Annotated in this window: 31 protein-coding genes; 3 read left to right on the forward strand and 28 right to left on the reverse strand. The window is 71.6% G+C overall.

Annotated elements, in window-relative coordinates:
• Nucleotides 1-372: 372 nt before the first annotated feature.
• Genes ACFWXO_RS01310 through tsaB form a run of 4 tightly spaced genes read right to left on the reverse strand, consistent with a single transcriptional unit; the run spans nucleotide 373 to nucleotide 2,906 of the window.
• Nucleotides 373-633, reverse strand: a complete 261-nt coding sequence (locus tag ACFWXO_RS01310; RefSeq protein WP_380521214.1) for a hypothetical protein — start codon at nucleotides 631-633, stop codon at nucleotides 373-375.
• Nucleotides 630-1,736, reverse strand: coding sequence for a tRNA (adenosine(37)-N6)-threonylcarbamoyltransferase complex transferase subunit TsaD (gene tsaD, locus ACFWXO_RS01315; protein ID WP_380397377.1), 1,107 nt, complete (start codon nucleotides 1,734-1,736; stop codon nucleotides 630-632). Before tsaD ends, ACFWXO_RS01310 begins: the two co-directional genes overlap by 4 nt.
• On the reverse strand, nucleotides 1,729-2,208 hold the full coding sequence (gene rimI, locus ACFWXO_RS01320) for a ribosomal protein S18-alanine N-acetyltransferase (RefSeq protein ID WP_375882355.1): 480 nt from the start codon (nucleotides 2,206-2,208) through the stop codon (nucleotides 1,729-1,731). Before rimI ends, tsaD begins: the two co-directional genes overlap by 8 nt.
• Nucleotides 2,209-2,231: 23 nt before the next feature.
• Nucleotides 2,232-2,906, reverse strand: a complete 675-nt coding sequence (tsaB, locus tag ACFWXO_RS01325; RefSeq protein WP_375882127.1) for a tRNA (adenosine(37)-N6)-threonylcarbamoyltransferase complex dimerization subunit type 1 TsaB — start codon at nucleotides 2,904-2,906, stop codon at nucleotides 2,232-2,234.
• Nucleotides 2,907-3,062: 156 nt separating this feature from the next.
• Between tsaB and ACFWXO_RS01330 the strand changes: the two genes are divergently transcribed.
• Entirely contained in the window at nucleotides 3,063-3,629 is a 567-nt protein-coding gene (locus ACFWXO_RS01330; protein ID WP_380521329.1) for a hypothetical protein, read from the forward strand.
• A gap of 11 nt (nucleotides 3,630-3,640) precedes the next feature.
• Here ACFWXO_RS01330 and ACFWXO_RS01335 read toward each other — a convergent pair whose 3' ends face one another.
• The 5 genes from ACFWXO_RS01335 to ACFWXO_RS01355 form a co-directional block, all read right to left on the reverse strand.
• Nucleotides 3,641-3,835: a hypothetical protein gene (locus ACFWXO_RS01335; protein ID WP_380521217.1), complete on the reverse strand. Its 195-nt coding sequence runs from the start codon at nucleotides 3,833-3,835 to the stop codon at nucleotides 3,641-3,643.
• 175 nt (nucleotides 3,836-4,010) lie between these two features.
• The gene (gene tsaE, locus ACFWXO_RS01340; protein WP_375882122.1) at nucleotides 4,011-4,505 is read right to left on the reverse strand and encodes a tRNA (adenosine(37)-N6)-threonylcarbamoyltransferase complex ATPase subunit type 1 TsaE; all 495 of its coding nucleotides are present in this window, start codon (nucleotides 4,503-4,505) and stop codon (nucleotides 4,011-4,013) included.
• 118 nt (nucleotides 4,506-4,623) lie between these two features.
• A complete protein-coding gene (locus ACFWXO_RS01345; protein ID WP_380521220.1) occupies nucleotides 4,624-5,961 on the reverse strand; it encodes an alpha/beta fold hydrolase in 1,338 nt (445 codons plus the stop codon).
• Nucleotides 5,958-7,169: an alanine racemase gene (gene alr, locus ACFWXO_RS01350; RefSeq protein ID WP_375882120.1), complete on the reverse strand. Its 1,212-nt coding sequence runs from the start codon at nucleotides 7,167-7,169 to the stop codon at nucleotides 5,958-5,960. The genes ACFWXO_RS01345 and alr overlap by 4 nt, the downstream gene beginning before the upstream one ends.
• 184 nt (nucleotides 7,170-7,353) lie before the next feature.
• The gene (locus ACFWXO_RS01355) at nucleotides 7,354-8,829 is read right to left on the reverse strand and encodes an NAD(P)H-hydrate dehydratase (RefSeq protein ID WP_380521222.1); all 1,476 of its coding nucleotides are present in this window, start codon (nucleotides 8,827-8,829) and stop codon (nucleotides 7,354-7,356) included.
• A gap of 171 nt (nucleotides 8,830-9,000) precedes the next feature.
• Here ACFWXO_RS01355 and ACFWXO_RS01360 point away from each other — a divergent pair, with 171 nt between their 5' ends.
• Nucleotides 9,001-9,558 carry a Uma2 family endonuclease gene (locus ACFWXO_RS01360; RefSeq protein WP_380521224.1) on the forward strand — a complete coding sequence of 186 codons (558 nt, stop codon included), beginning with the start codon at nucleotides 9,001-9,003 and terminating at the stop codon, nucleotides 9,556-9,558.
• Between the two features lie 39 nt (nucleotides 9,559-9,597).
• Here the strand turns inward: ACFWXO_RS01360 and glmS are convergent, their stop codons facing one another.
• A complete protein-coding gene (glmS, locus tag ACFWXO_RS01365) occupies nucleotides 9,598-11,454 on the reverse strand; it encodes a glutamine--fructose-6-phosphate transaminase (isomerizing) (RefSeq protein ID WP_375882113.1) in 1,857 nt (618 codons plus the stop codon).
• A gap of 108 nt (nucleotides 11,455-11,562) precedes the next feature.
• On the opposite strand from glmS, the gene coaA reads away from it, so the two are divergent.
• On the forward strand, nucleotides 11,563-12,558 hold the full coding sequence (gene coaA / locus ACFWXO_RS01370) for a type I pantothenate kinase (RefSeq protein WP_375882109.1): 996 nt from the start codon (nucleotides 11,563-11,565) through the stop codon (nucleotides 12,556-12,558).
• A gap of 62 nt (nucleotides 12,559-12,620) precedes the next feature.
• Here the strand turns inward: coaA and glmM are convergent, their stop codons facing one another.
• The 18 genes from glmM to rpsE all read right to left on the reverse strand — a co-directional run bounded on the left by glmM (nucleotide 12,621) and on the right by rpsE (nucleotide 26,512).
• Nucleotides 12,621-13,985, reverse strand: coding sequence for a phosphoglucosamine mutase (gene glmM, locus ACFWXO_RS01375; protein WP_375882106.1), 1,365 nt, complete (start codon nucleotides 13,983-13,985; stop codon nucleotides 12,621-12,623).
• Between the two features lie 162 nt (nucleotides 13,986-14,147).
• Entirely contained in the window at nucleotides 14,148-14,657 is a 510-nt protein-coding gene (gene rpsI, locus ACFWXO_RS01380; protein WP_350503556.1) for a 30S ribosomal protein S9, read from the reverse strand.
• A 45-nt stretch (nucleotides 14,658-14,702) separates the two neighbouring features.
• A complete protein-coding gene (gene rplM / locus ACFWXO_RS01385; RefSeq protein ID WP_030055846.1) occupies nucleotides 14,703-15,146 on the reverse strand; it encodes a 50S ribosomal protein L13 in 444 nt (147 codons plus the stop codon).
• 232 nt (nucleotides 15,147-15,378) lie between these two features.
• Entirely contained in the window at nucleotides 15,379-17,037 is a 1,659-nt protein-coding gene (locus ACFWXO_RS01390; RefSeq protein ID WP_380521228.1) for an ABC-F family ATP-binding cassette domain-containing protein, read from the reverse strand.
• A gap of 41 nt (nucleotides 17,038-17,078) precedes the next feature.
• Nucleotides 17,079-17,990 (reverse strand): tRNA pseudouridine(38-40) synthase TruA, encoded by a 912-nt coding sequence (gene truA / locus ACFWXO_RS01395; protein WP_380521230.1) that lies wholly within the window; start codon nucleotides 17,988-17,990, stop codon nucleotides 17,079-17,081.
• Between the two features lie 79 nt (nucleotides 17,991-18,069).
• The gene (gene rplQ / locus ACFWXO_RS01400) at nucleotides 18,070-18,549 is read right to left on the reverse strand and encodes a 50S ribosomal protein L17 (RefSeq protein WP_375882098.1); all 480 of its coding nucleotides are present in this window, start codon (nucleotides 18,547-18,549) and stop codon (nucleotides 18,070-18,072) included.
• A gap of 127 nt (nucleotides 18,550-18,676) precedes the next feature.
• The gene (locus ACFWXO_RS01405) at nucleotides 18,677-19,699 is read right to left on the reverse strand and encodes a DNA-directed RNA polymerase subunit alpha (protein ID WP_030055844.1); all 1,023 of its coding nucleotides are present in this window, start codon (nucleotides 19,697-19,699) and stop codon (nucleotides 18,677-18,679) included.
• 130 nt (nucleotides 19,700-19,829) lie between these two features.
• Nucleotides 19,830-20,237 (reverse strand): 30S ribosomal protein S11, encoded by a 408-nt coding sequence (rpsK, locus tag ACFWXO_RS01410; protein ID WP_030232513.1) that lies wholly within the window; start codon nucleotides 20,235-20,237, stop codon nucleotides 19,830-19,832.
• 72 nt (nucleotides 20,238-20,309) lie between these two features.
• Nucleotides 20,310-20,690 carry a 30S ribosomal protein S13 gene (rpsM, locus tag ACFWXO_RS01415; RefSeq protein ID WP_316523629.1) on the reverse strand — a complete coding sequence of 127 codons (381 nt, stop codon included), beginning with the start codon at nucleotides 20,688-20,690 and terminating at the stop codon, nucleotides 20,310-20,312.
• A gap of 175 nt (nucleotides 20,691-20,865) precedes the next feature.
• Nucleotides 20,866-20,979, reverse strand: a complete 114-nt coding sequence (gene rpmJ / locus ACFWXO_RS01420) for a 50S ribosomal protein L36 (RefSeq protein WP_003956441.1) — start codon at nucleotides 20,977-20,979, stop codon at nucleotides 20,866-20,868.
• Between the two features lie 32 nt (nucleotides 20,980-21,011).
• Complete coding sequence (infA, locus tag ACFWXO_RS01425) at nucleotides 21,012-21,233, reverse strand: translation initiation factor IF-1 (RefSeq protein WP_003956442.1); 222 nt, start codon at nucleotides 21,231-21,233, stop codon at nucleotides 21,012-21,014.
• Nucleotides 21,234-21,427: 194 nt separating this feature from the next.
• Nucleotides 21,428-21,853, reverse strand: coding sequence for a large conductance mechanosensitive channel protein MscL (gene mscL / locus ACFWXO_RS01430; RefSeq protein ID WP_375882094.1), 426 nt, complete (start codon nucleotides 21,851-21,853; stop codon nucleotides 21,428-21,430).
• 139 nt (nucleotides 21,854-21,992) lie between these two features.
• A complete protein-coding gene (gene map / locus ACFWXO_RS01435; RefSeq protein WP_380521233.1) occupies nucleotides 21,993-22,832 on the reverse strand; it encodes a type I methionyl aminopeptidase in 840 nt (279 codons plus the stop codon).
• A 116-nt stretch (nucleotides 22,833-22,948) separates the two neighbouring features.
• Nucleotides 22,949-23,602, reverse strand: a complete 654-nt coding sequence (locus ACFWXO_RS01440) for an adenylate kinase (RefSeq protein WP_380397400.1) — start codon at nucleotides 23,600-23,602, stop codon at nucleotides 22,949-22,951.
• A complete protein-coding gene (gene secY / locus ACFWXO_RS01445; protein WP_375882088.1) occupies nucleotides 23,602-24,912 on the reverse strand; it encodes a preprotein translocase subunit SecY in 1,311 nt (436 codons plus the stop codon). The genes ACFWXO_RS01440 and secY overlap by 1 nt, the downstream gene beginning before the upstream one ends.
• A 339-nt stretch (nucleotides 24,913-25,251) precedes the next feature.
• A complete protein-coding gene (gene rplO / locus ACFWXO_RS01450; RefSeq protein WP_380521236.1) occupies nucleotides 25,252-25,704 on the reverse strand; it encodes a 50S ribosomal protein L15 in 453 nt (150 codons plus the stop codon).
• A 2-nt stretch (nucleotides 25,705-25,706) separates the two neighbouring features.
• A complete protein-coding gene (gene rpmD, locus ACFWXO_RS01455; RefSeq protein ID WP_030055835.1) occupies nucleotides 25,707-25,889 on the reverse strand; it encodes a 50S ribosomal protein L30 in 183 nt (60 codons plus the stop codon).
• On the reverse strand, nucleotides 25,889-26,512 hold the full coding sequence (rpsE, locus tag ACFWXO_RS01460; protein WP_030055834.1) for a 30S ribosomal protein S5: 624 nt from the start codon (nucleotides 26,510-26,512) through the stop codon (nucleotides 25,889-25,891). The genes rpmD and rpsE overlap by 1 nt, the downstream gene beginning before the upstream one ends.
• Nucleotides 26,513-26,559 lie beyond the last annotated feature (47 nt).

Consider the following 26,559-nt stretch of genomic DNA (forward strand, 5'->3'; position numbering starts at 1 on the left):
GTTGTGGACCACGGCCACCCGGCGGTCGTCGTCCAGGTGGGGGTGGGCATTGGCGTGGGGGGGGGGGCCGGGGGGGGGGCCCCCGGGGGGGGCGGGGGCCGGGGGGGGGGGGGGGGCGGGGGGGGGGGGGGGGCCGGGGGGGGGGGGCGGGGCGGGCCCCGCCGCCGGGGCGGGGGCGGGGGCGGGGGCGCCGCTGCCGCCGCCCCCGTTGTCGCCGCACGCGGTGGCGAAGGCCAGCAGGGCCACCGCCCCCGCCACGTACGTCCTGGTCCTGCTCCGCCCGTCCCTGTTCACCGCACCGCGCTCCCGGTCCCGTCCAGCGTTCTCTCAGCTATGCACGGTAGCGCCGCCGCGGCGGTTCCCGTTCGGGCCCTACTCGACGTGGTCGCTGGTGAAGGACCAGCGGTGCACCGGGCGGCCCAGCAGTTCGGCCGGCGGGTCGGCGACCGGCACGGGCGCACCGCTCCACCAGGTGATCAGCAGCACCCGCTCACCGGGGGCGGAGAGCAGTTCGAGGCGCTCCAGCCCGGCCGCGCCGCGCAGCGCGGGAAGAGCGGACTCCCTTGCCCAGGCGGCGAGTTCGGCCCCGCAGCCGTCCGCCGCGCGGGCCTCCCACATCGCGGCGACGGTCACGCGGCGCCGCCGCCGAGGGCCTGGTAGGCCTGGCCGTGGACGTCGCCGTGCCCGGCTCCCCCGGCCGGGACGTGGACGTCGGTGACGGGCAGCGAGGAGTCCGCGGACAGCTCGAAGGCGGAGGGGGTGCGGCCGCGCCACACCATCTCGGAGCCCAGCGCCGCCACCATCGCGCCGTTGTCGGTGCACAGGCCCGGCCGGGGCACCCGCAGCCGGATGCCGGCCCGGTCGCAGCGCTGCTGGGCCATCTCGCGCAGCCGGGAGTTGGCCGCGACGCCGCCGCCGATCATCAGGTGGTCGACGCCGCTGTCCTTGCAGGCCTTGACGGCCTTGCGGGTGAGCACGTCGGTGACCGCCTCCTGGAAGGAGGCGGCGACGTCGGCGATCGGCACCTCCTCGCCGGCCCGGCGCTTGGCCTCCACCCAGCGGGCGACGGCGGTCTTCAGGCCGGAGAAGGAGAAGTCGTACGCGGGGTCGTTCTTCCCCGTCAGGCCGCGCGGGAAGGCGATCGCCTTCGGGTCGCCCTCGCGGGCCTTCCGGTCGACGATCGGGCCGCCGGGGAAGCCCAGGCCGAGCACCCGGGCGACCTTGTCGAAGGCCTCGCCGGCCGCGTCGTCGATGGTCGCGCCGAGCGGGCGGACGTCGGTGGTGATGTCCTCGCTGAGCAGCAGCGAGGAGTGCCCGCCGGAGACCAGCAGGGCCATCGTCGGCGAGGGCAGCCGGCCGTGCTCCAGCTGGTCGACGCAGATGTGCGAGGCGAGGTGGTTGACCCCGTACAGCGGCTTGTCGAGCGCCCAGGCGTACGCCTTGGCCGCGCTGACGCCGACCAGCAGCGCGCCCGCCAGGCCGGGGCCGGCGGTGACGGCGATGCCGTCCAGGTCACTGGCCTTGATGCCGGCGGTGTCCAGGGCGCGCTGGATGGTCGGGACCATCGCCTCCAGGTGGGCGCGGCTGGCGATCTCCGGGACGACGCCGCCGAAGCGGGCGTGGTCGTTGACGCTGGAGGCGACCGCGTCGGCCAGCAGCGTGGTGCCGCGCACGATGCCGACGCCGGTCTCGTCGCAGGAGGTCTCGATGCCGAGGACGAGCGGTTCGTCAGCCATGGGGGGTGTCCTTCGGTTCCTTCGGGTCAGTGCTGGGGTGTTCGAGGCGCATCACCAGCGCGTCGACGTTGGCGGGCTGGTAGTAGCCGCGCCGGATGCCCACCGGTTCGAAGCCGTGGCGCTCGTACAGCCGCTGGGCGCGCTGGTTGTCCACCCGCACCTCCAGCAGCAGGTCGGCGCAGCCGCGCCGGGCGGCCTCGTGGATCAGGTCGGTGAGCAGGGCGGTGCCGAGGCCGGCGCCCTGGTGGCGCTCGTCCACGGCGATGGTCTGGACGTCGCCGTCACCGGCGACGGCCATCAGGCCGGCGTAGCCGACGATCGTGCCGTCCGCGGCGGTGGCGACCGAGTAGTGGCGGGTGCCGCCGGGGTGGGCCTCGGCGAGCTCGGACCAGAACATCCCGGAGGACCAGGCGTCCTCGGGGAACAGCCTGAGCTCCAGGTCCAGCACCGGCTCGATGTCCCACCAGCGCATCGGGCGCAGGGTGGTGCCGTGGTTCACGCCGGGAGCACCGCCTTGCCCCCCAGAACGTTCTTGTAGCCCGCCGGGACCTGGGCGTCCGGGCGGCGCAGGTACAGCGGCACGTTCGGCAGCAGCTCGCGCCCGGCGGCCAGCTCGGCGGCGGCGAAGCCGGCCAGGGCGCCGGCCGAGACGTGCTCGGGGCCGCCGGCGCCCGGGAAGGCCTCGGGGTAGAGCAGCGCGCCGGCGCCCACCGAGCGGGCGGCGGGCGTCAGCTCGGCCGGGCGGTCCACGCCGGGGCCCTCGGTGCGGTTGCCGTCGGCGTCGTAGGAGGCCCAGTAGACCTCCTTGCGGCGCGCGTCGGTGGCGACCGTGAACGGCTGTCCGGTCAGGCCCTCGGCGCGGGCCTGGAAGGCGATCGCGTCCAGGGTGCAGACGCCGTGCACCGGCAGGCCGAGCGCGTGGCCGAGCGCGGCGGCGGTCACCAGGCCGACCCGCAGGCCGGTGTACGGGCCCGGGCCGACGCCGACCGCGATGCCGGTGAGCCGACTCTTGTCCACTCCGGCGGCCCGCAGGACCTGGTCGATCGCGGGCAGCAGCAGTTCGCCGTGGCGCCTGGCGTCGACCTGGTGGGTCTCGGCGAGGACGGCCGTGCCGTCGTGGACGGCGGCGGTGACGGCGGGGGTAGCGGTGTCGAACGCGAGCAGCAGCACGGGTCAAGGTTAGACCGACGTTGGGCCGACCGGACGATCGAGCTGGTGTCCCCATCCGGAACACACGTACTGGCCACTGCCGACCCGCCCCGGGGACCTGGCACGATAAGGGCGGTACGTACAGCGGACGGCGGCGGGAGCGGGCACGTGGCGAAGATGGGTCCTGGAGTGGTGGTCACGGGGTTGACCCTGGGGGCCCTGGCAGTGGTGAGCCTGCTGGCCTTCCAGGCCAACGGCGCCCAGGACCGCGCGGGCGGCGCCAAGCCGACCGTCGCCTCGACGTCCTCCGGCCCGGCCGCCTCTGCGACGCCGAGCGCCTCCGCCACCCCGACCGTCCCGCCGCTGCCGGCCACCTCGGGCAGCGGCACCCGGGTCGTCTACTCGGCCGGCGGCCACTTCGTCTGGCTGGTCGACCCGAAGAAGAACCCGCAGGTCGCGGCCGCCTTCCCGGTCACTCCGGGCTCGGTCGAGCCCACCCCGGGCAGCTACTCGGTGTACAGCCGCACCCAGACCGCCACCGGGACGGACGGCAAGCAGATCGAGCACGTGGTGCGCTTCGCGCAGCAGAACGGCGTGGTGTTCGGATTCAGCGCGGCACTGGACGGCAGCACGCCGACCGCCGACCCGAAGGCCAAGACCGGCGGCATCCGCAGCGGCCGCTCCGAGGGACAGCTGCTCTGGGACTTCGCGCCGAACGGCACCAAGGTGGTCGTGGTCCCCTGAGGCCCGGCGCGTTACGCGGCCCGGGGCGTCCCCGTCTCGGGCTCCTCGGCCTGCCGGGCCTTCGGTTCGGGCGGGGTGGACACCGCCTCGGCGGCCGCGCAGGCGGCCAGCAGGGCCCGCATCGGCGCGCCCGGAGCGCGGTGGGCGGACTCTCCGGCCCCGGTGGCACGCACGGCGCGCTCCGGGGCGGGGGTGGTGCTCGACATGGCGCCTCCCTAGTTAGGCAGACCTAACCGCAGCACCCATCCCACCACGCCCGGCGCCCCGCCCGCAACACCTTGCCGACGGCCTGTCGGCAAAACGGTGGAACCCGATCGACCGGGGCCCGGCGAGCCCGCAGCACACGCCCCGTGCGCGCCCCGTGCGCGCCCTGGTCGCGCCCTAGGCCAGCTCGGCCAGCGGGACGTCCGCCCAGCGCGCCCCGATGCCGGTGAGCAGCACCCGGCGCGGGTCGTGGTCCTCCCCGGCGGTGTCACCGATCGCCCGCTCGATCCGGACCTCCAGGCGCTCCTCGGACAGCCGCTCGACCTTGCCCTCGCCCCACTCGACCACGACCACCGACTCCGGCAGCGAGACGTCCAGATCGAGGTCCTCCATCTCGTCGAGGTCCCCGCCGAGGCGGTACGCGTCCACATGCACCAGGGCCGGTCCGCCGACCAGCGAGGGGTGCACCCGGGCGATCACGAAGGTCGGCGAGGTCACCGCCCCGCGGACCTGCAGCCCCTCCCCCAGGCCCCGGGTCAGCGTCGTCTTCCCCGCCCCCAGCTCACCGGAGAGCAGCACCAGGTCCCCCGGCCGCAGCAGCGCGGCCAGCTCCCGGCCGAGACGGCCCATCCGCTCCGGAGTGGGGACGGTCAGAGTGGCGTGCGAGCCCATGCGCGTGTCTTGCCCTTCGGTCCGTAGCGGCGCACCGACCACCGGCCGCCACCGCTACCGTGCCACATCACCGCACCCCGCCGTGGCGCGCGGGTGCCCGGGCGGGCCCGGGCCGGTCTCAGGCGGGGTCGGGGGCCGGATCCGGGTCCGCGTCCGGGGTCGCGCCCGGGGTCGCGCCCGGGGTCGCGCCCACCGGAGCCCGGTCCTCCCGGGGAGGTTCGGCCGCGAGTTCGAGGACGGCCGGCGGCAGCGGCGCGGCACCGGCGAAGTCGGCGGCCCGGCGCAGCAGCCGCGCCAGCTCGTGGTCGACCAGCTCCGGGCGCTCCAGCAGCACCAGGTGCCCGGCGCCCTCGGCCAGCACGAGTTCGGCCCCCGGCAGCCGCTCGGCCATCGCCTCGCTGTGCGCCGAGGGCGTCAGCAGGTCCTTCGTCCCGGCCAGCACCAGAGCCGGCAGGCCGCGCAGGGCGGCCAGCGCCCCGTACTTCTCGTGCGCGCCGAACACCGGGTAGAACTCGGCGACCACGTCGATCGGGGTGGCGTCCAGCAGTTGTTCGGCGAAGCGCACCACGCCGGGATCGACGTCCCGGCCGCCGAAGGAGAACCGCCGGTAGAACACGGCGGCCACGTCCGAGCCGATCCGCCGGCTCGCCTCCACCAGGTCGACCTGACGGCCGAGCAGCTTCACCACCCCGGGCGCGACCCTCTTGAACAGCTTGGCCCCGGCCTTCGGCAGGCCGAGGCTCACCTCGTTCCAGTCCCCCGCCAGGGTGCCGACCAGCGCGACCCCGGCGACCCTCGTCCGGAACAGCTCCGGGTGCTGGTCGGCCAGGGCCATCACCGTCATGCCGCCCATCGAATGGCCCACCAGCACCAGCGGACCGGTCGGCGCGACGGCGTCGATCACCGCCTTGAGGTCACCGCCCAGCTGGTCGATGCTGGCCGGCTCGCCCGCCAGGTAGGAGCGGGAGCGCTCGGAGCGGCCGTGGCTGCGCTGGTCCCAGAAGACCAGCCGCAGGCCCTCGCACAGCGCCGCCCGCTGGAAGTGCCAGCTGTCCTGGTTGAGGCAGTAGCCGTGGCTGAACACCACGGTCAGCGGCGGCGGAAGGAGGCTGCTGTTCGCCCGCTCGCCTCCGGCCTGCTCCGCCGCGTCGCCGTCCGGCTCGTCCCAGCCGGTGCCGTCCAGCTCGACGTACAGCTCGGTGCCGTCCGGCGCGGCCACCGTCAGCGGGCGCCCGCGCAGCGAGCCGTACGGGGCGGTCGCCTCCAGCTCGGCCCGGGCCCGGCGGCGCATCGCCCGGCCGACCGTCAGCCGCTCGATCGCGACGCCCGCGGCCGCGCCGGCCGCCAACACGCCGACCGAGATCCCGATCACACCGGCCCGGCTCACCCCGGTGGCCGCGCCGGCCGCCTTGGCCACCGCCGCGACCGGGTTGCTGTCGGCCGGCGTGTCGGTCATGCCGCGCGGCCCCCGTCACGGCCGCCGTCGTGGCTGCCGTCCAGGTAGCGGCGGGGCACCCGCGCGCCGATCCGGGTGATGATCTCGTACGAGATGGTGCCGCAGGCGCGGGCCCAGTCCTCGGCGGTCGGTTCACCGCGTTCGCCGTTGCCGAACACCAGCACCTCGTCGCCGGTCTCGGGGGTGTCGCCGCCCAGGTCCACCACGAACTGGTCCATCGCGACCCGGCCGGCCACCGTGCGCCACTTGCCGCCGATCTGCACCGGGCCGGTGCCGCTGCCGTGCCGCGGGACGCCGTCGCCGTAGCCGACCGGCACCAGGCCCAGCGTGGTCGGACCGGGCGTCACGTAGTGGTGGCCGTAGCTGACCCCGTGCCCGCCGGGGACGTGCTTGACCAGCGCCAGCCGGGCGGACAGCGCCATCACCGGGCGCAGCCCGAAGTCGGCCGGCGAGCCCACCTCGGGCACCGGCGACAGCCCGTACGCGGCCAGGCCGGTGCGGACCAGGTCGAAGTGCGACTCGGGCAGCAGCAGGGTGGCCGGGGAGTTGGCCAGGTGCCGGACCTCGGGGCGCAGCCCGGCGGCCTCGGCCTGCGCCAGCGCGGCGCGGAAGGAGTCCAACTGGGCCTGGATCGACGGGTGGCCGGGCTCGTCGGCGGCGGCGAAGTGCGACCAGACGCCGACGACCCGCAGCAGCCCCTCCGCCTCGGCCCGCCGGGCCTCGGCGACCAGCTGCGGCCAGTCGTGCGGCTGGCAGCCGTTGCGGCCCAGGCCGGTGTCGGCCTTGAGGTGGACGCGCGCCGGAACGCCGGTCTGCCGAACGGCCGTCAGCAGCTCCTCCAGCGCCCACCGGCCGCTGACCGAGATGTCCAGGTCCGCACGCAGCGCCTCGCGCCACGGCCCGCCCGGCGTCCACAGCCAGCACAGGATGCGGGCCTGCTCGGGGCGGATGCCCGCGGCCCGCAGCGCCAGCGCCTCGTCCGGCGTCGCACAGCCGAGCCAGCCGACCCCGTTCGCGACCGCTTCGCGGGCACACTCGACCGCGCCGTGGCCGTAGGCGTCCGCCTTGACCGCGAGCATCACCGCCGTGCTCCCGACGCGTTCCCGCAGGGAGGCGAGGTTGCCGCGCAGGGCGGCGAGATCGATGGTCGCCTCGGCCCGTACGCCGTCGGTGAGGGTGGCCGTGCCGGTCGTGTTCGCAGTTGTCATCAGGGTCAGTCTCCCAGACGTCCCGGAGTCCTCGCCGAACGGGCCTTCGGCGCGGCGGTCGGCACCGCGACCCCCCGCACCCCGCCGACCTGCGGCGGACGGCTCGTCCGCCCAGTTCAGGACGCGGTGAACGGACGTCCCGGTTCCGGCCCGGGCGGGGCGGCGGGCCCGGCTACGGCTACGGCTACGGCCGCCGGACGGCCCGCCAGACCGCGGGCAGCGCCCCGGCCACCGCGAGCGCCGGCACCGGCGCCCCGGGCTCGCCCGCCGCCTCCCGGCCCGCCAGGCCGTGCAGGTAGGCGGCCACCGAGGCGGCGTCCAGCGGCGGCAGGCCCGCGGCCAGCAGCGAACCGGCCAGCCCGGCCAGGACGTCCCCGCTGCCCGCGGTGGCCAGCCAGGAGGTGCCGGTGGGGTTCACCCGGACGGCCCCGCCCGGGTCGGCGACCACCGTGGTGGAGCCCTTGAGCAGCACGGTGGCCCGGTAGGCGGCGGCCAGTCGGCGGGCGGTGGCCAGCCGGGTGGCGGCCAAGTCGTCGGCGGCGGGCGGCGCGGTGCCGTCGGCGCCGGCCAGCAGCCGGGCGGCCTCGCCGGTGTGCGGGGTCAGCAGGGTGGGCGCGGTGCGGCCGGCCAGCGCCCGCGGACCGAGCCGGCCCAGCTCGGTCAGCCCGTCCGCGTCCACCAGCACCGGGACGTCGCTCGCCAGCGCCTCGACCAGCGCCTGCCGCGCCCCCTCGCCCCCGCCCGGCCCGACCACCCAGGCCTGCACCCGTCCGGCCCCGGCCGGGCCGCCCTCGGTGACCAGCGTCTCCGGGAAGCGGCGCACCACCTCCTCGGCCGCCGTGCCGACGTACCGGACGGCGCCCGCACCGCCGTGCAGCGCACCGGCGACCGCGAGCAGGGCCGCCCCCGGGTACCGCGCCGAGCCGGCCGCCACCCCGACCACACCGCGCCGGTACTTGTCGCTCTCCGCGCCCGGCAGCGGCAGCAGCGCCGCCACGTCCGCGTGCTGCAGGGCCGTCACCTCCGGCCCGGGCGGTTCCAGGCCGATGTCCACCAGTTGCACCGCGCCCGCGTAGGAGGCCCCGGGGTCGATCAGCAGCCCGGGCTTGTAGGTACCGAAGCAGACCGTGACGTCCGCGCGCAGCGCCTCCCCGGGCACCTCGCCGCTGTCCGCCTCGACCCCGCTGGGCAGGTCCACCGCCACCACGGTGCCGCGCCGCCCGGCCCGGGCGTACGGCACGGCCTCGGGGCGCAGCCCGCCCCGGCCGCCGATGCCGACGATCCCGTCCAGCACCAGGTCCGCGCACGAGAAGTCGGCCAGGCCGACCTCCTGCTCCGCCGTCACCCGCCCGCCGGCCGCCCGCAGCGCGGCCAGCCCGCCCGGGTGCGCCTTCGCCGGCGCCAGCAGCACCGCCGTCACCCGCGCCCCGCGCCGGGCCAGCGCCGCCCCGGCGTACAGCGCGTCACCCCCGTTGTCCCCACTGCCCGCCAGCACCGTCACCCGACTGCCGTACACCCGCCCCCGACCCCCGATCAGCAGCCGCGCACACGTCGCCGCCAACCCGGCCGCCGCCCGCTGCATCAGCGTGCCCTCCGGCAGCCGCGCCATCAGCTCCGCCTCCGCGGCCCGGACGGTTTCCACAGGGTGTGCATGACGCATGGGGAGAACTCCTTCGGCAGTCGGCTACCGCCGACGCTAGCCCGCGTCCCGGCCCCGCGGGAGCCGGGCCTGCGGCACACTTTCGGGTGACACCCACTTCGATCCCCCACCGGTGTCGGTCTGTACGCCTACCTTGTGGCTCGGCACGGACCCACAGGAGGGAGAAGGGCCATGGTCGCCATGCCGGCAATCGAGCACCCGCTGGGCGAGGACAGCCTCCTCCAGGCGTTTTTGGAGCTGGACACGCCGCTGGGAAGCAAGGCCGAATTCATCGAAGGGGAGATCGTCGTGACGCCGCCGCCGGACGGGGCCCACGAGACCGCGTTCTCGCTCATCAACAGGCAGTTCATGCGCAAGGCCGAGACCGAGTTCGACCTGTCAGGCACCAAGGGTCTGATCACGCCCAAGGGCCGTTTCATCCCCGACGGCGTGGTGAGCCCGGTCGGGCATTTCGAGCACTCGGACTCCTGGGCCCAGGCGGCGGGCGTACTGCTGGTCTTCGAGATCACCTCGACCAACCCGTACAAGGACCGCGAACCGAAACGCCTGGGCTACGCCGCTGCGGGAATCCCCTGCTACCTGCTGGTCGACCGCACCGACGGCACGGTCACGCTGTTCACCGAACCCGACGGCGGGGACTACATCACCCGGACCAAGGTCGAGTTCGGCAAGTCGATCGACCTGCCCGCCCCGTTCTCCTTCACGCTCGACACGGCGCCCCTGCGGTAGGGCACAGCCACCGCAGGGGCGCCGCGAACGGCCGGGCGTCTACTCGACGGTGACCGACTTCGCCAGGTTGCGCGGCTGGTCGACCTCGTGGCCCTTGGCCGTGGCCAGCTCGCAGGCGAAGACCTGGAGCGGGACGGTGGAGACCAGCGGCTGGAGCAGGGTCGGGGTGGCCGGGATGCGGATCAGGTGGTCCGCATACGGCACGACGGCCTCGTCGCCCTCCTCGGCGATCACGATCGTGCGGGCGCCGCGGGCCCGGATCTCCTGGATGTTGGAGACGATCTTGTCGTGCAGGATCGACCGCCCGCGCGGCGAGGGCACGACCACCACGACCGGCAGCCCCTCCTCGATCAGCGCGATCGGGCCGTGCTTGAGCTCGCCCGCCGCGAAGCCCTCGGCGTGCATGTAGGCGAGCTCCTTGAGCTTGAGCGCGCCCTCCAGGGCAACCGGGAAGCCGACGTGACGGCCGAGGAACAGCACCGAGCGGGCGTCGGCCAGCGAGCGGGCCAGCTCGCGCACCGGCTCCATGGTCTCCAGCACCTGCTCGACCTGCTTCGGCGCGTCGCCGAGCTCGCGGATGATGGTGAAGATCTCGTCGCCCCACTTGGTGCCGCGCACCTGGCCCAGGTACAGGGCGACCAGGTAGCAGGCGACCAGCTGGGTCAGGAACGCCTTGGTGGAGGCGACCGCGACCTCCGGTCCGGCGTGGGTGTACAGCACCGCGTCCGACTCGCGCGGGATGGTCGAGCCGTTGGTGTTGCAGATCGCCAGCACCTTGGCGCCCTGCTCACGGGCGTGCCGCAGGGCCATCAGGGTGTCCATGGTCTCGCCGGACTGCGAGATGGCGATGACCAGCGTGCCGGGGCCCATGATCGGGTCGCGGTAGCGGAACTCCGAGGCGACCTCGACCTCGCAGGGGATGCGGGTCCAGTGCTCGATCGCGTACTTGGCGATCATGCCCGCGTGGAAGGCCGTGCCGCAGGCGACGATGACGACCTTGTCGACCGAGCGCAGGTCGGCGTCGGAGATCCGCAGCTCGTCGAGGGTCAGCCGGCCGTCGGTGCCGATCCGGCCGAGGAGGGTGTCGGCGACGGCCTTCGGCTGCTCGGCGATCTCCTTGAGCATGAAGTAGTCGTAGCCGCCCTTCTCGGCGGCGGAGGCGTCCCAGTCGACGTGGTACTCGCGCACCTCGGCCGGGTTGCCGTCGAAGTCGGTGACGGTCACGCCCTCCCGGCGCAGCTCGACGACCTGGTCCTGGCCCAGCTCGATCGCCTCGCGGGTGTGCGCGATGAAGGCGGCGACGTCGGAGGCGAGGAAGTTCTCGCCCTCGCCGCGGCCCACCACGAGCGGGGAGTTGCGGCGGGCGCCGACCACCACGTCGGGCGAGTCGGCGTGGACGGCGACGAGGGTGAAGGCGCCGTCCAGTCGGCGGCAGACGACGCGCATGGCCTCGGCCAGGTCGCCGTCGTAGGCCTCACCGAGCAGGTGGGCGACGACCTCGGTGTCGGTCTCGGACCGGAGGGTGTGGCCGCGCTCGGCGATCTCGGCCCGCAGCTGGGCGAAGTTCTCGATGATGCCGTTGTGGACCACGGCCACCCGGCGGTCGTCGTCCAGGTGGGGGTGGGCATTGGCGTCCGTCGGGCCGCCGTGGGTGGCCCAACGGGTGTGGCCGATGCCGGTGGTGCCGCCGGGGAGGGGGGATTCGGCGAGCGACTTCTCCAGGTTGCCGAGCTTTCCGGCCCGCTTGTCGGTGACCAGACTCCACTGCCCCTGGGAGTCCTGCGCCTGCACCGCGACACCGGCCGAGTCATAGCCCCGGTACTCCAGTCGCTGCAGGCCCGCGATTACTACGTCGAGGGCGGACTGCGCGCCCACGTATCCAACAATTCCGCACATGCGTGCCAGCATAAGGGCGGTTCTGTGGCCGTTTTCCCGTCTTTCCCGGCTCGCCCCAACCCTGCGTGACCGACACCACAACCACGGTGAACACCGCTACGGCTCACAATGGAGCATGTGCTGACCGAACTCTGTACGCGGGGCGCCGCCACGCCCGGCCCGTCCCCGTCCCCCTACGTGGACCTCAGCCGGGCCGAGTGGAGCGCACTGCGCGAGCGTACGCCACTTCCGCTGACCGCCGAGGAGGTGGAGCAGCTGCGTGGCCTCGGCACGGCACTCGACCTCGACGAGGTGCGTGACGTCTACCTGCCGCTGTCCCGGCTGCTGAACCTCTACATCCACGCCACGCACGAACTGCGCGGCGCGCTGGGCACGTTCCTGGACACCCCGGACACCGAGCGCACCCGTACGCCGTTCATCATCGGCGTGGCCGGCTCGGTGGCCGTCGGCAAGTCCACCACCGCCCGCCTGCTCCAGGCCCTGCTGGCCCGCTGGCCCGAGCACCCGCGGGTGGAGCTGGTCACCACCGACGGCTTCCTGCTGCCCAACGCCGAGCTGCGCCGCCGCGGCCTGATGGCCCGCAAGGGCTTCCCGGAGTCGTACGACCGCCGGGCCCTGATGCGCTTCGTCGCGGACGTGAAGGCGGGCAAGGAGCTGGTGACGGCGCCGGTGTACTCGCACCTGGTGTACGACATCGTGCAGGACCAGCGGCTGACGGTGGAGCGCCCGGACATCCTGATCGTCGAGGGCCTGAACGTGCTCCAGCCGGCCCTGCCGGGCACCGACGGCCGGACCAGGCTCGCGGTGGCGGACTACTTCGACTTCTCGATCTACGTCGACGCCCGCACCGACGACATCGAGCACTGGTACCTGGACCGCTTCCGCAAGCTGCGGCAGACGGCCTTCCAGGACCCGAACTCCTACTTCACCCGGTTCACCGAGGTGCCGGAGGAGGAGGCGATGGAGTACGGCCGACAGGTCTGGCGCACCATCAACAAGCCGAATCTGCTGGAGAACGTGCTGCCGACCCGCGGCCGGGCCACCCTGGTCCTGCAGAAGGGCGCCGACCACAAGGTCCGCCGGGCGCTGCTGCGCAAGCTCTGACCGGGCGCAGGACACGGCGAAGGGCCCCCGCGCGGGGGCCCTTCGTGGTCTCCGGGGCGGGCTCAGCCCAGGTGGGTGCGGACCGCCTCGGCGAGGCGCTGCCCGACGGCCTCGGCCTGCACCGGGTCGGCGGCCTCGACCATGACCCGGACCAGCGGCTCGGTGCCGGAGGGGCGCAGCAGCACCCGGCCGGTGGCGCCCAGCTCGGCCTCGGCGGCGGCGACCGCGGCGGCCAGCTCGGTGCTGGTGCCCACCCGGCCCTTGTCGACGCCCTTGACGTTGATCAGCACCTGCGGCAGCCGGGTCATCACGGCGGCCAGGTCGGCCAGCGGCTGCTTGGTGGCGGCCAGTCGGGCGCCCAGCATCAGGCCGGTCAGGGTGCCGTCGCCGGTGGTGGCGTGGTCCAGCAGGATGACGTGGCCGGACTGCTCGCCGCCCAGCGCGAAGCCGTGCTCCTTCATCGCCTCCAGCACGTAGCGGTCGCCGACGGCGGTCTCCACCAGGTCGATGCCCTCGCGCTCCATCGCCAGCTTGAAGCCGAGGTTGGACATCACGGTGGCGACCGCGGTGTTGCGGCGCAGGGTGCCGGCCTCCTTCATGGCGACGGCGAGGATGGCGATGATCTGGTCGCCGTCCACCTCGTCGCCCTCGGCGTCGGCGGCCAGGCAGCGGTCCGCGTCGCCGTCCAGGGCGATGCCGAGGTCGGCCCGGTACTCCTTCATCGCGACGCGCAGCCGGTCCAGGTGGGTGGAGCCGACGCCGTCGTTGATGTTGAGGCCGGTGGGCTCGGCCCCCAGGGTGTGGACGACCTCGGCGCCGGCCCGGGCGAAGGCCTCGGGGGCGACGTAGGCGGCCGCGCCGTGGGCGCCGTCGATGACGACCCGGATGCCGTCCAGGCGGTTGGGCAGCACACCGATCAGGTGGGCGACGTACTTGTCGAAGCCCTCGGTGTACTCGCGGACCCGGCCGACGGCGGCACCGGTCGGGCGGTTCCAGTCCTCGCCGCCGACGGTGTGCTTGCGGTAGTGGGCCTCGATCGCGTCCTCGATCCGGTCGTCCAGCTTGTGGCCGCCGCGGGCGAGGAACTTGATGCCGTTGTCCGGCATGGCGTTGTGGCTGGCGGACAGCATCACGCCGAAGTCGGCGCCGAGCGCGCCGGTGAGGTACGCCACGGCGGGGGTGGGGAGGACGCCGACCCGGAGCACGTCGACGCCGGAGCTGGCCAGGCCCGCGATGACCGCGGCCTCCAGGAACTCGCCCGAGGCACGGGGGTCACGGCCGACCACCGCGACCGGCCGGTGCCCGTCGAACGCGCCGGCCTCGCCGAGCACGTGGGAGGCCGCGACCGACAGGCCGAGCGCCAGCTCCGCCGTCAGGCCCTCGTTGGCCACACCGCGTACGCCGTCCGTACCGAAGAGTCGTCCCACTGTCCCGTCCTCCATCACCATGCTCGGAACCCACCGTTGATCCCGGCCGCCGCACGTTAGCCGGGGAACACGTCGCCCCGGAGTACACGAGGTACTCCGGGGCGACGGTTTGCGCAACCAGGGGGTGCGCCGCCAGGGCGGTACGCACCCCCGGGGACGCGATTAGCGCTTGCTGTACTGCGGCGCCTTGCGGGCCTTCTTGAGACCGGCCTTCTTGCGCTCGACGGCACGGGCGTCACGCATCAGGAAGCCGGCCTTCTTGAGGGCGGCGCGGTTGTTGTCCACGTCGGCCTCGTTCAGGGCACGGGCGACGCCGAGGCGCAGCGCGTAGGCCTGGCCGGAGACGCCGCCACCGCTGATGCGGGCGACGACGTCGTAACGGCCGTCCAGCTCGAGGAGCTTGAAGGGCTCGTTCACGGTCTGCTGGTGCACCTTGTTCGGGAAGTAACCCTCGAGGGTGCGACCGTTGATCTTCCACTGGCCGGTGCCGGGGACGATGCGCACGCGGGCGATCGCCTCCTTGCGACGGCCGAGGCCGGCGCCCGGGGTGGCCTCGCCGAAGCGGCCGGCCAGGGACTCGGAGGTGTAGCTCTCCTCGGAGGTGTACTCGCCCTCGACGGCCTCAACGGCCTCGTCGAAGTCGACCTCAAGGGTTTCAGTGGTCTCGGCCACGATGTTCCTCAGCTCTTTTCAGTGTTGGGGGGCTTGGTGGCCGAATTACTGCGCGACCTGGGTGATCTCGAACGGCACCGGCTGCTGGGCAGCGTGGGGGTGCTGGTCGCCCGAGTAGACCTTCAGCTTGGAGAGCATCTGGCGGCCCAGGCTGTTCTTGGGGATCATGCCCTTGATGGCCTTCTCGACGGCCTTCTCCGGGTTGTTCGCCAGCAGGTCGTCGTAGCGCACCGAGCGCAGACCGCCCGGGAAGCCCGAGTGGCGGTAGGCCAGCTTCTGGGTCTTCTTGTTACCGGACAGGTGCACCTTGTCGGCGTTGATGATGATGACGAAGTCACCAGTGTCAACGTGCGGCGCGTAGATCGCCTTGTGCTTGCCCCGGAGGAGGTTGGCGGCCTGGGAGGCCAGGCGGCCCAGCACGACGTCGGTCGCGTCGATGACGTGCCACTGACGCTGGACGTCGCCGGGCTTGGGGCTGTACGTACGCACGGTCGTAGCCTTCGCTTTTCAGTGAGTGAGTCCTGACAGGAGCACCCGGACGGAAGAGCAGCCTGATCAGCCTTGGACGCAATTCAAGGGTGACCGCTGGTCGTCGACCTGATGTCTCCGGCGTACCGACCTCTCACGTGAGATAGAGCGAGCCAATACGCACATCAAGCGTCCAGGTTACCGGGCGGGCGGGGAGCGGTCAAAAATCGCCGGCCGCCCACCCCGCCGTCACTCAGCGTTCGCGCTCCACCCGGGTGACGTCCCAGACCGGTTCGGACGACTCGAAGACCTTCCCGTCCGCGCCGAACACCAGGAAGCGGTCGAAGGTCTTGGCGAACCAGCGGTCGTGGGTGACGCACAGCACCGTGCCCTCGAAGGCCTCCAGCCCGGTCTGCAGCGCCTCGGCGCTCTCCAGGTCCAGGTTGTCGGTCGGCTCGTCGAGCAACAGGGCCGTCACGCCGGAGAGTTCGAGCTTGAGGATCATCAGCCGGGCCTGCTGTCCGCCGGACAGCGACTCGAATTTCTGCTCCTCCTGGCGGTCCAGCTCGTACCGGCGCAGCGCGCCCATCGCGGCGCCGCGGCTGAGCGCGTGCTCCTCCTCGATGATCGAGCGCACGGTGCGGCCGAACAGCTCCGGATGGGCGTGGGTCTGCCGGAAGTGGCCGGGGACGACCCGGGCGCCGAGCTTCCAGTCGCCGGTGTGCTCGACCGTGGTGTCCCCCGCGAGCAGCCGCAGCAGGTGCGACTTGCCGGCCCCGTTGGCGCCCAGCACGGCGACCCGCTCGCCGTAGAAGACCTCCAGGTCGAAGGGCTGCATCAGGCCGGTGAGCCCCAGCCGCTCCAGGGTGAAGGACCGCATGCCGGTGCGCCCGCCCTTGAGTCGCATGGTGATGCTCTGCTCGCGCGGGGGCTCCTCCGGGCGGCCGGCCTCCTCGAACTTCTTCAGCCGGGTCTGGGCGGCCGCGTAGCGGGTGGCGAGCGCGTGGCTGACGGAGGCGGCCTGGCGCAGGGTGACGACCAGCTTCTTGAGCTTGGCGTGCTCCTCGTCCCACCGGCGGCCCAGTTCCTCGAACCGCGCGAAGCGGTCCTTGCGGGCCTCGTGGAAACTGTCGAAGCCGCCGCCGTGCACCCAGACGCTGCTTCCGGCGGCACCGGACTCGACGCTGATGATCTTGTCCGCGGACTTGGAGAGCAGCTCACGGTCGTGCGAGATGAACAGGACGGTCTTCGAGGTGGCCTTGAGGGCCTCCTCCAGCCAGCGCTTGGCCGGCACGTCCAGGTAGTTGTCCGGCTCGTCGAGCAGCAGCACCTCTTCGGGGCCGCGCAGCAGCGCCTCCAGCACCAGCCGCTTCTGCTCGCCGCCGGAGAGGGTGTTCAGGCCGCGCCACTGGGCCTTGTCGAAGGGCATCCCGAGGGCCGCCATGGTGCAGACGTCCCAGTCGGTCTCGTAGTCGTAGCCGCCGACGTCCGCCCAGTCGGAGAGCGCCTGGGCGTAGGCCATCTGCGTCTTCTCGTCGTCCTGGGCGATCATCGCCAGCTCGGCGGCGTCCACCGCGCGGGCGGCCACGGCGATCCGCTCGGGGGCGACCGAGACCAGCAGGTCGCGCACCGAGGCGTCGGCCGGCAGGGCCCCCGGGGTGGCGCTCTGGTCCTCGCGGCCGGTGGTGCCGACGAACTGGCGCATCACGCCGAGCCCGCCGCTGATCGTCACCGTGCCGCCGTGCGGCTGGATGTCCCCCGCGATCATGCGCAGCAGGGTGGTCTTGCCGGCGCCGTTGGCGCCGACCAGCGCGACCGCGGCGCCCTCGCCGACCCGGAAGGACGCGTCGTCGAACAGCACCCGCCCGTCCGGCAGGTAGTACTCCAGGTGCGAAATCTCGACGTGTCCCATGGGAGCGATTGTCCCAAGCGGACGCCCCGGGCCAAAACGGATTACGCGACGGCCGGCTGCCCGGGCAGCGTGCGCATCCGCCGCGCCTGCCGGTTCCGCTCGGCGAGCTGGTCGTCCGGCGGGTAGCCGACCTCCTCCAGCGTGAGCCCGTACGGCCGGATCACGTTGACGGCCGAGTTGCGCACCCCGCCGGCCAGCACCTCGCCGGGGAACTCCACCGGCCGGTGCCCGTCGCCGACCAGCAGCATCGCGCCGACCAGCGCCCGGACCATGTTGTGGCAGAAGGCGTCGGCCCGCACGGTGGCGACCGCGAGGCTGCCCTCCTGGCTGGCGTAGCCGTCCACCGGGACGCGGTCCCAGTGCAGTTCCAGCAGGGTCCGGATGGTGGTGGCGCCCTCGCGCTTCTTGCAGTACGCGGCGAAGTCGTGCTCGCCGAGCAGCAGCTTCGCGGCCTCGTTCATCCGGTCCACGTCCAGCGGCCGGTCGTGCCACAGCACGTGCCCGCGCAGCAGCGGGTCGACCCCGCCGGGGTGGTCGGCGACCCGGTAGGCGTAGCGGCGCCAGATCGCCGAGAAGCGGGCGTCGAACCCGGCCGGCGCCTCGCCGACCCGGTAGATCCGGACGTCCCCGGGCAGCCGGCCGGCCAGCCGGCGCAGCAGCTTCTCCCGGTGCGCCTCCCACAGCTCGGCCGGCAGGTCGACGTGGGCGACCTGGCCGCGGGCGTGGACGCCGGCGTCGGTGCGGCCGGCCACGGTCAGCGGGAACAGCTCCGGGCTGCGGGTGACGACCTGCAGCGCGGTCTCGATCTCCTCCTGGACCGTCCGGCGGCCGCCCTTCTGGCGGGCCCAGCCGGAGAACTCGGCGCCCTGGTAGGCGAGGTCGAGCCGGACCCGGACGCGGCCCTCGGCCGGGCCGTCCTTCACCGGTGGCTGCTCGGCGCAATCGTTGACCACTTGCTCCTGCTCCTACGAATAAGGAACGGGCCCGCTCCCCCATCGCTGGGAGAGCGGGCCCGCATCACACCTGGAGGTGTCAGGCCTGCTCGGCGGCCTCGGCCTCGTCGGCCTTGGTCTCGACGGCGGCGGCCTGGTCGGCCTCCTTGACGGCACGCTTGGTGGCGCCCTCGGCCTCGCCGACGGCGGTCTGCGCGACGGTCAGCGCCTCGACCAGCTCGATCACGGCCATCGGGGCGTTGTCGCCACGACGGGGACCGATCTTGGTGATACGGGTGTAACCACCCGGGCGGTTCTCGTAGCGCGGCGCGATCTCGGTGAAGAGGGTGTGCAGCACCGAGATGTCGGTGATGGTCTTGCGCACCAGGCGACGGTTGTGGATGTCGCCCTTCTTCGCCTTGGTGATCAGCTTCTCCGCCAGCGGGCGCATCCGACGGGCCTTGGCCTCGGTCGTGGTGATGCGGCCGTACTGGAACAGCTCCCGGCACAGACCGGCGAGCAGCAGCGGCTCGTGGTGCGGGCCGCCGCCGAGGCGGGCACCCTTGGTGGGACGCGGCATGGTGACTCCTTGGATCTCCGACTACGGCCGTACCAGGTACCGCAGCGGGCGTACCGGCACTGTTGCCGGTACGACTTGCCATGACGACGGGGGCGGCTCCGTGGAACCGCCCCCGCGGCCAAATCTCTTAGTACTGCTCGGTCTCCGCGTAACCCGCGTCGTCCAGGTCGTCGGCGCCGAAGGCGTCGGCGGCGGCGGTCGGGTCGAACCCGGGCGGGCTGTCCTTGAGGGCCAGGCCCATGCCGGCCAGCTTCGCCTTGACCTCGTCGATCGACTTCGCACCGAAGTTGCGGATGTCGAGCAGGTCGGCCTCGGAGCGGGCGACGAGCTCACCCACGGTGTGGATGCCCTCGCGCTTGAGGCAGTTGTACGACCGAACGGTGAGCTCCAGCTCCTCGATCGGCAGCGCCAGGTCGGCGGCCAGGGCGGCGTCCGTCGGGGACGGGCCCATGTCGATGCCCTCGGCGTCGATGTTCAGCTCGCGGGCGAGGCCGAACAGCTCCACCAGGGTCTTGCCGGCCGAGGCCATGGCGTCGCGCGGACGCATGGCGGGCTTGGTCTCGACGTCGACGATCAGCTTGTCGAAGTCGGTCCGCTGCTCGACACGGGTGGCCTCGACCTTGTAGGTGACCTTCAGCACGGGGCTGTAGATCGAGTCGACCGGGATGCGGCCGATCTCCTGGCCGGAGGCCTTGTTCTGGACGGCGGAGACGTAGCCGCGACCGCGCTCGACGGTCAGCTCCATCTCCAGCTTGCCCTTGCCGTTCAGCGTGGCGAGGACCAGCTCGGGGTTGTGCACCTCGACACCCGCCGGCGGGGCGATGTCGGCGGCGGTCACGACGCCCGGGCCCTGCTTGCGCAGGTACATCACGACCGGCTCGTCGTGCTCCGAGGAGACGACCAGCTGCTTGATGTTGAGGATGAGGTCGGTCACGTCCTCCTTGACGCCCGGCACGGTGGTGAACTCGTGCAGGACGCCGTCGATGCGGATGCTGGTGACAGCGGCACCCGGGATCGACGACAGGAGCGTGCGGCGCAGGGAGTTGCCGAGGGTGTAGCCGAAGCCCGGCTCCAGCGGCTCGATCACGAACCGCGAGCGGAACTCGTCGACGACCTCTTCGGTCAGCGAGGGGCGCTGAGCGATAAGCATGGGGGGTGTTCCTCCAGTTGTCTTCGGCACCCACTATTTGATGCCGACAGGACCAAGCGTACGGGGTCCCGCAGAAAACAGGACCCCGTACGTGGTTTAAAGCGTTACCCGCGTGCCCGAAGGCGCTGCGTCAGACGCGGCGGCGCTTCGGCGGACGGCAGCCGTTGTGCGGGGTGGGGGTGACGTCCTGGATCGAGCCGACCTCCAGGCCGGTGGCCTGGAGCGAACGGATCGCGGTCTCGCGGCCGGAGCCCGGACCCTTCACGAAGACGTCGACCTTGCGCATGCCGTGCTCCTGCGCGCGACGGGCAGCGGCCTCGGCGGCCATCTGCGCGGCGAACGGGGTGGACTTGCGCGAACCCTTGAAGCCGACGTGGCCGGCGGAGGCCCAGGAGATCACGTTGCCCGCGGGGTCGGTGATCGAAACGATGGTGTTGTTGAACGTGCTCTTGATGTGCGCGTGGCCGTGAGCGACGTTCTTCTTTTCCTTGCGGCGGATCTTCTTCGCGCCGGCAGCCTGACGACCCTTGGGGGGCATAAGTCTGTTCTCCTACTGAGGTGGTCGGTCCGCTGACCCGCGGGCCGGAGGGATGTCCGGTGACGGGACGGACTACTTCTTGCCCGGCTTCTTCTTGCCGGCGATCGCGCGACGCGGGCCCTTGCGGGTACGCGCGTTGGTGTGGGTGCGCTGGCCGCGGACCGGCAGGCCACGGCGGTGACGCAGACCCTCGTAGCAGCCGATCTCGACCTTGCGGCGGATGTCGGCGGCCACCTCACGGCGGAGGTCACCCTCGACCGTGTAGTTGGCGTCGATGTACTGGCTCAGCTTGACCAGGTCGTCCTCGGTGATGTCGCGAACGCGGACATCCGGGTTGACGCCGGTCTCGGCGAGGGTCTGCTGGGCGCGGGTACGGCCGATGCCGTACACGTACGTAAGGGCGATCTCGATCCGCTTCTCACGGGGGAGATCAACGCCGGCGAGGCGTGCCATTCAAGGCTCCTGTGGTTCTTCAGAGGTCTGACGGGCACCTACTCCGACACCTCACGGTGAGGGAGCCCCGGCCTCTGACCGGGGGCGGCAGTCCGTCCCGTCCGGGACGGATCGGGTGACCCGCGTATGACGTTTTCGCGTCGCGCGAAGTACTACGAGAAATGCGGGAGGGAGATCAGCCCTGGCGCTGCTTGTGGCGCAGGTTGTCGCAGATCACCATGACCCGGCCGTGACGGCGGATCACCTTGCACTTGTCGCAGATCTTCTTGACGCTCGGCTTGACCTTCATGTTCAGGTTCTCCGGGTCTAGATCTGACGTTCTTACTTGTAGCGGTAGACGATCCGGCCGCGCGTGAGGTCGTAGGGGCTGAGCTCCACGACCACCCGGTCGTCCGGCAGGATGCGGATGTAGTGCATGCGCATCTTGCCACTGATGTGCGCGAGGACCTTGTGACCGTTCTGCAGCTCGACCTTGAACATCGCGTTCGGAAGAGACTCGATCACGGTGCCCTCGATCTCAATGGCGCCTTGCTTCTTAGCCATGAACTGCGAGATCCACCTTCCGGGACCGGCTACCGTATGCGGAACGCTCGTGCGAACCTGGGTTCACCCCGCCCCCGAGGGGAAGAGGGCGTGCTGAAGCACGCTACGAGTGAGCCGACGGTCCATCCTACGCCAGCGCGTCCCGGGGTCCAAAACGGGGGTACCGGAAGGAGTCCGCCGTCACACCGGCACCGTCAGACCCCGGTGGGGACGGCCAGCGGGTCGACGTGGGCGGTGCAGGCCGAGCAGCGGCGGGCGGCCTCGGGGATCTCGGTCAGGCACTCGGGGCACGGGCGCTTCGCGACCTTCGGCTTCTTCGGCAGGTAGCGGGCGGTGGCCTTGGTGATCGGCAGCACCACGCAGAAGTACAGCACCGCGGCGGTCATGAAGAAGGCGATCAGCACGTTCAGGAACTGGCCGTACGGGAACTTCACCCCGCCGATCTCCGCCGTGTACGAGCTGAAGTCGCCGGCCGCGCCGACCACCACGCCGACCAGCGGGGTGAGGAAGGCGGACACGAAGCCGGTCACCACCGCGGTGAACGCGGCACCGATGACCACACCGACGGCCATGTCGATGACGTTGCCGCGCATCATGAAGTCGCGGAATCCCTTGAGCACTGCGCTCTCCTGCTCGCTCGTAAGCCACTGGGCCAGTAACTGCCACTGCCAGCCGTTAAAAATAGGACAAAAGCCCTGGAGGTCCAAACCTCCAGGGCTCTGATCCCTTGTCAGCGGCGGCAGTTGACCGCCCGGGCGACTACGCCAGCGGGTCCGGAGCTGCGGTGATGCCCAGCTTGGCGAGCTCGGCCCGGCCGCCGTCGAAGGCGGTCAGCACCAGCGGGCCCTCCTCCGTGACGGCCACCGAGTGCTCCCAGTGGGAGGCCCAGGTGCCGTCGTTGGTGACGACCGTCCAGTCGTCCTCCAGCACCGCGGTGTGCGGGGTGCCGAGCGAGACCATCGGCTCGATCGCCAGCACGGTGCCCGGCACCAGCTTCGGGCCCTTGCCGCGGCCGCGCTCGACGTAGTTCAGCACGTGCGGCTCCATGTGCATCGCGGTGCCGATGCCGTGGCCGCCGTAGCCCTCGGTGATGCCCCACTTGCCCTTGGGCGGCAGCGGCTGGCGCCGGATGTAGCCCTCGATCGCCTTGGAGACGTCCACCAGGCGGTTGTTCTTCTTCATCTGGGCGATGCCGGCCCACATCGAGCCCTCGGTCACCCGGCTGAGCATCTCGACCTCGGGGCGGACCTCGCCGACCGCGACGGTGATCGCCGAGTCGCCGTGCCAGCCGTCCAGGATGGCGCCGCAGTCGATCGAGATGATGTCGCCCTCCTGCAGCACCCGCTCGCCCGGGATGCCGTGCACGACCTCGTTGTTCACCGAGGCGCAGATCACGCCCGGGAACCACAGGCCGCCGTGGTGGGCGCGGAAGTTCGAGGTGGCACCGTGGTCGGTGATGACCTTGTCGGCGATGTCGTTGAGCTCCTGGGTGGTCACCCCGGGAGCGACCGCCTCGCGACAGGCCTTGAGCGCCTCGGCGACGACCAGCCCGGCCGCCCGCATCTTCGCGATCTGCTCGGGGGTCTTGATCTCCACCATCAGGTCACGCCTTCCAAGTCCGGATTACCACTGCCTACCACCGTACGACGTCGAAAACGGCCGGGCCGCCCGCTCCACGGGCGACCCGGCCGTCACGCGTACCTCGCCGAGCGAACTCAGCCGTTCTTCTTCAGCGCCTCGATCGCGCGCTGGGTGACCTCGTCCACCTTGCCGAGGGCCGAGATCGTCGCCACCAGGCCCTGCTGGACGTAGTAGTCGATGATCGGCTCGGTCTCCGTGTGGTAGACCTCCAGGCGCGTGCGCACCGCTTCCTCGGTGTCGTCCGAGCGCTGGTACAGCTCGCCACCGCACTCGTCGCAGACACCCTCCTCCTTCGGCGGGTTGTACGCGACGTGGAACACGTGGCTGCCGTTCTTGCGGCACAGGCGGCGGCCGGCGATCCGGCGCACCACCTCGTCCTCGGGGACCTCCAGGTCCAGCACGCCGTCCAGCACGATGCCCTGCTCGGCGAGGAACTCGTCGAGCGCCTTGGCCTGGCCCAGGTTGCGGGGGAAGCCGTCGAGCAGGAAGCCGTTGGCCGCGTCGGCCTGCAGCATGCGGTCCTTGGCCATCCCGATGGTGACCTCATCCGGTACCAGGCGACCCGCGTCCATGTAGCCCTTGGCCTCGAGCCCCAGCGGGGTGCCCTGACCGATGTTGGCGCGGAACAGGTCGCCGGTGGAGATGTGGGGGATGGACAGGGTCTTGGCGAGCAGGTGCGCCTGAGTACCCTTCCCGGCCCCGGGAGGACCAACGAGGACGATACGCATCAGCGGAGGAACCCTTCGTAATTGCGCTGCTGGAGCTGGCTCTCGATCTGCTTCACAGTTTCGAGTCCGACGCCGACGACGATGAGCACGCTGGTGCCGCCGAACGGGAAGTTGGTCTGCTGTCCGAAGGCGACCAGGGCGATCATCGGGATCAACGCGATCAGGCCCAGGTAGAGCGAACCCGGCCACGTGATTCGGGTCAGCACGTAGTTCAGGTACTCGGCCGTCGGACGGCCGGCCCGGATGCCCGGGATGAAGCCACCATACTTCTTCATATTGTCGGCAACTTCTTCGGGGTTGAAGGAGATGGCGACGTAGAAGAAGGCGAAGAAGACGATCAGCAGGAAGTAGGTGGCCATGTAGATCGGGTGGTCACCCTTGACGAAGTTCTGCTTGACCCACACCGCCCAGCCCGACTGGCTGTTGGTCAGCTGGACCACCAGCGCCGGGATGTACAGCAGCGACGAGGCGAAGATGACCGGGATGACACCGGCCTGGTTCACCTTGAGCGGGATGTAGGTCGAGGTACCGCCGAAGGCCCGGCGGCCGATCATCCGCTTCGCGTACTGGACCGGGATCCGGCGCTGCGCCTGCTCGACGAAGATGACCAGCATCACAACGATGACGCCGACCGCGACCACGGAGAGGAACTCGACCCAGCCGCCGCCGATGGTGCCGGACTGCTTGATGGCCCACATCGAGGTCGGGAACTGCGCGGCGATCGAGGTGAAGATCAGCAGCGACATGCCGTTGCCGATGCCGCGGTCGGTGATCAGCTCGCCCAGCCACATGATGACCGTGGTGCCGGCCGTCATCGTGAGCACCATGACGGCGATCCGGAACACCGAGGTGTCCGGCACGATCTGGTTGCCCACCGGGCAGCCGGAGAACAGCGCACCGCTGGAGGCCGTCGCCACGATGCCGGTGCCCTGGAGCACGGCGAGCGCGATGGTCAGGTAGCGGGTGTACTGGGTGATCTTCGCGGTGCCGGCCTGGCCCTCCTTCTTCAACGCCTCCAGTCGCGGGATCACGACGGTGAGGAGCTGGAGGATGATGCTCGCGGTGATGTACGGCATGATGCCGAGCGCGAAGATCGTCAGCTGGAGGAGCGCGCCACCGCTGAACAGGTTGACGAGTCCGAAGAGGCCGTTGTTCTTGGTGTCCTTGATGCACTCGTTCACGGCCGTGAAGCTCACGCCCGGAATCGGAATGTGCGAGCCCAGCCGGAACAGCACCATGATGCCCAGCGTGAACAGCAGCTTCTTGCGCAGGTCGGGCGTCTGGAACGCCCGCGCGAACGCACTGAGCACGGTGCCTCCTGCGCCTCCCGCACGTCGTCGGCGGGAGGGTCGGTCCTGAATGGGGAGTTTTTGCGGTACGGGCCCCCGTACAGACGGCACAGGCGAGCCTACGCGCAGCCTACAAGGGAACTCCACGGACTCTAACAGTGCGCGGCCACTCGAAAGAAGCGCGTACCGTCCCTCCCCCACTCACGGGGGTACGGGATGCCCGGTTTTGCCACACAAAAGAACGAGGCCCGGTACCGGCTGATTTCGGCCCCGGAGTGAAAGCCGGGGTAAAAGCACGAGCCCCGCACCTCCCGAAGGAGGTGCGGGGCTCGAAGCCGGTTGTCGGCGGGTTCAGCGGGCTCAGACGAGCTCGGTGACCGTACCGCCGACGGCCTTGATCTTCTCGGCGGCCGAGCCGGAGACGGCGTCGACCGTCACCTGCAGCGCAACCGAGACCTCGCCGGTGCCGAGCACCTTGACGAGGGAGTTCTTGCGAACCGCGCCCTTGGCGACCAGGTCCTCGACCGTGACGGCGCCACCCTGCGGGTAGAGCTCGGCCAGCTTGTCGAGGTTGACGACCTGGAACGTGATCTTGAACGGGTTCTTGAAGCCCTTCAGCTTCGGCAGGCGCATGTGGAGGGGCATCTGGCCACCCTCGAAGCGCTGCGGAACCTGGTAGCGGGCCTTGGTGCCCTTGGTACCACGACCGGCGGTCTTACCCTTGGAGCCCTCACCACGACCCACGCGGATCTTGTCGGTCTTGGCACCCGGGGCGGGACGCAGGTTGTGGATCTTGATCGGGTTGTCGCCCATGATCAGTCCACCTCCTCAACCGTCACCAGGTGACGGACCGTGTGGGCCATCCCGCGGATCTCGGGACGGTCCTCCTTCACCACGACGTCGTGCATGCGCTTGAGACCAAGCGAACGCAGGGTGTCACGGTGATTCTGCTTGCTGCCGATGTACGACTTGGTCTGCGTGATCTTCAGGCGAGCCATCAGGCGCTCACCCCTGCAGCACGCGCCCGCAGCAGAGCGGCGGGGGCCACGTCCTCCAGCGGCAGGCCACGACGGGCGGCGATCTCCTCGGGGCGCACGAGGCCCTTCAGAGCAGCCACGGTGGCGTGCACGATGTTGATCGCGTTGTCCGAGCCGAGCGACTTCGACAGGATGTCGTGAATGCCGGCGCACTCCAGGACGGCGCGCACCGGACCACCGGCGATAACACCGGTACCGGGGGCGGCGGGCTTCAGCAGCACGACGCCGGCGGCCTTCTCACCCTGGATCGGGTGCGGGATGGTGCCCTGGATACGGGGGACCTTGAAGAAGTTCTTCTTGGCCTCCTCAACACCCTTGGCGATGGCGGCCGGAACCTCCTTCGCCTTCCCGTAACCGACACCCACGGTGCCGTCACCGTCGCCCACCACGACCAGCGCGGTGAAGCTGAAACGACGACCACCCTTGACAACCTTGGCGACACGGTTGATCGCGACAACGCGCTCGACGTAAGCGGTCTTCTCGACGGCGGGGGCGTTGCCCCGGTCGTCACGCTTACGGTCGCGCCGCTCGCCACCGCCGGTGCCACCGCCGGCGCCGCTACCGCGGCGCTGGGGTCCAGCCATTGGAATTACCTCTCTCGATTACGTCCGTCGACTGAGTCGACGAGCGG

Source organism: Kitasatospora sp. NPDC059088, from assembly GCF_042738155.1.
GTDB lineage: Bacteria > Actinomycetota > Actinomycetes > Streptomycetales > Streptomycetaceae > Kitasatospora.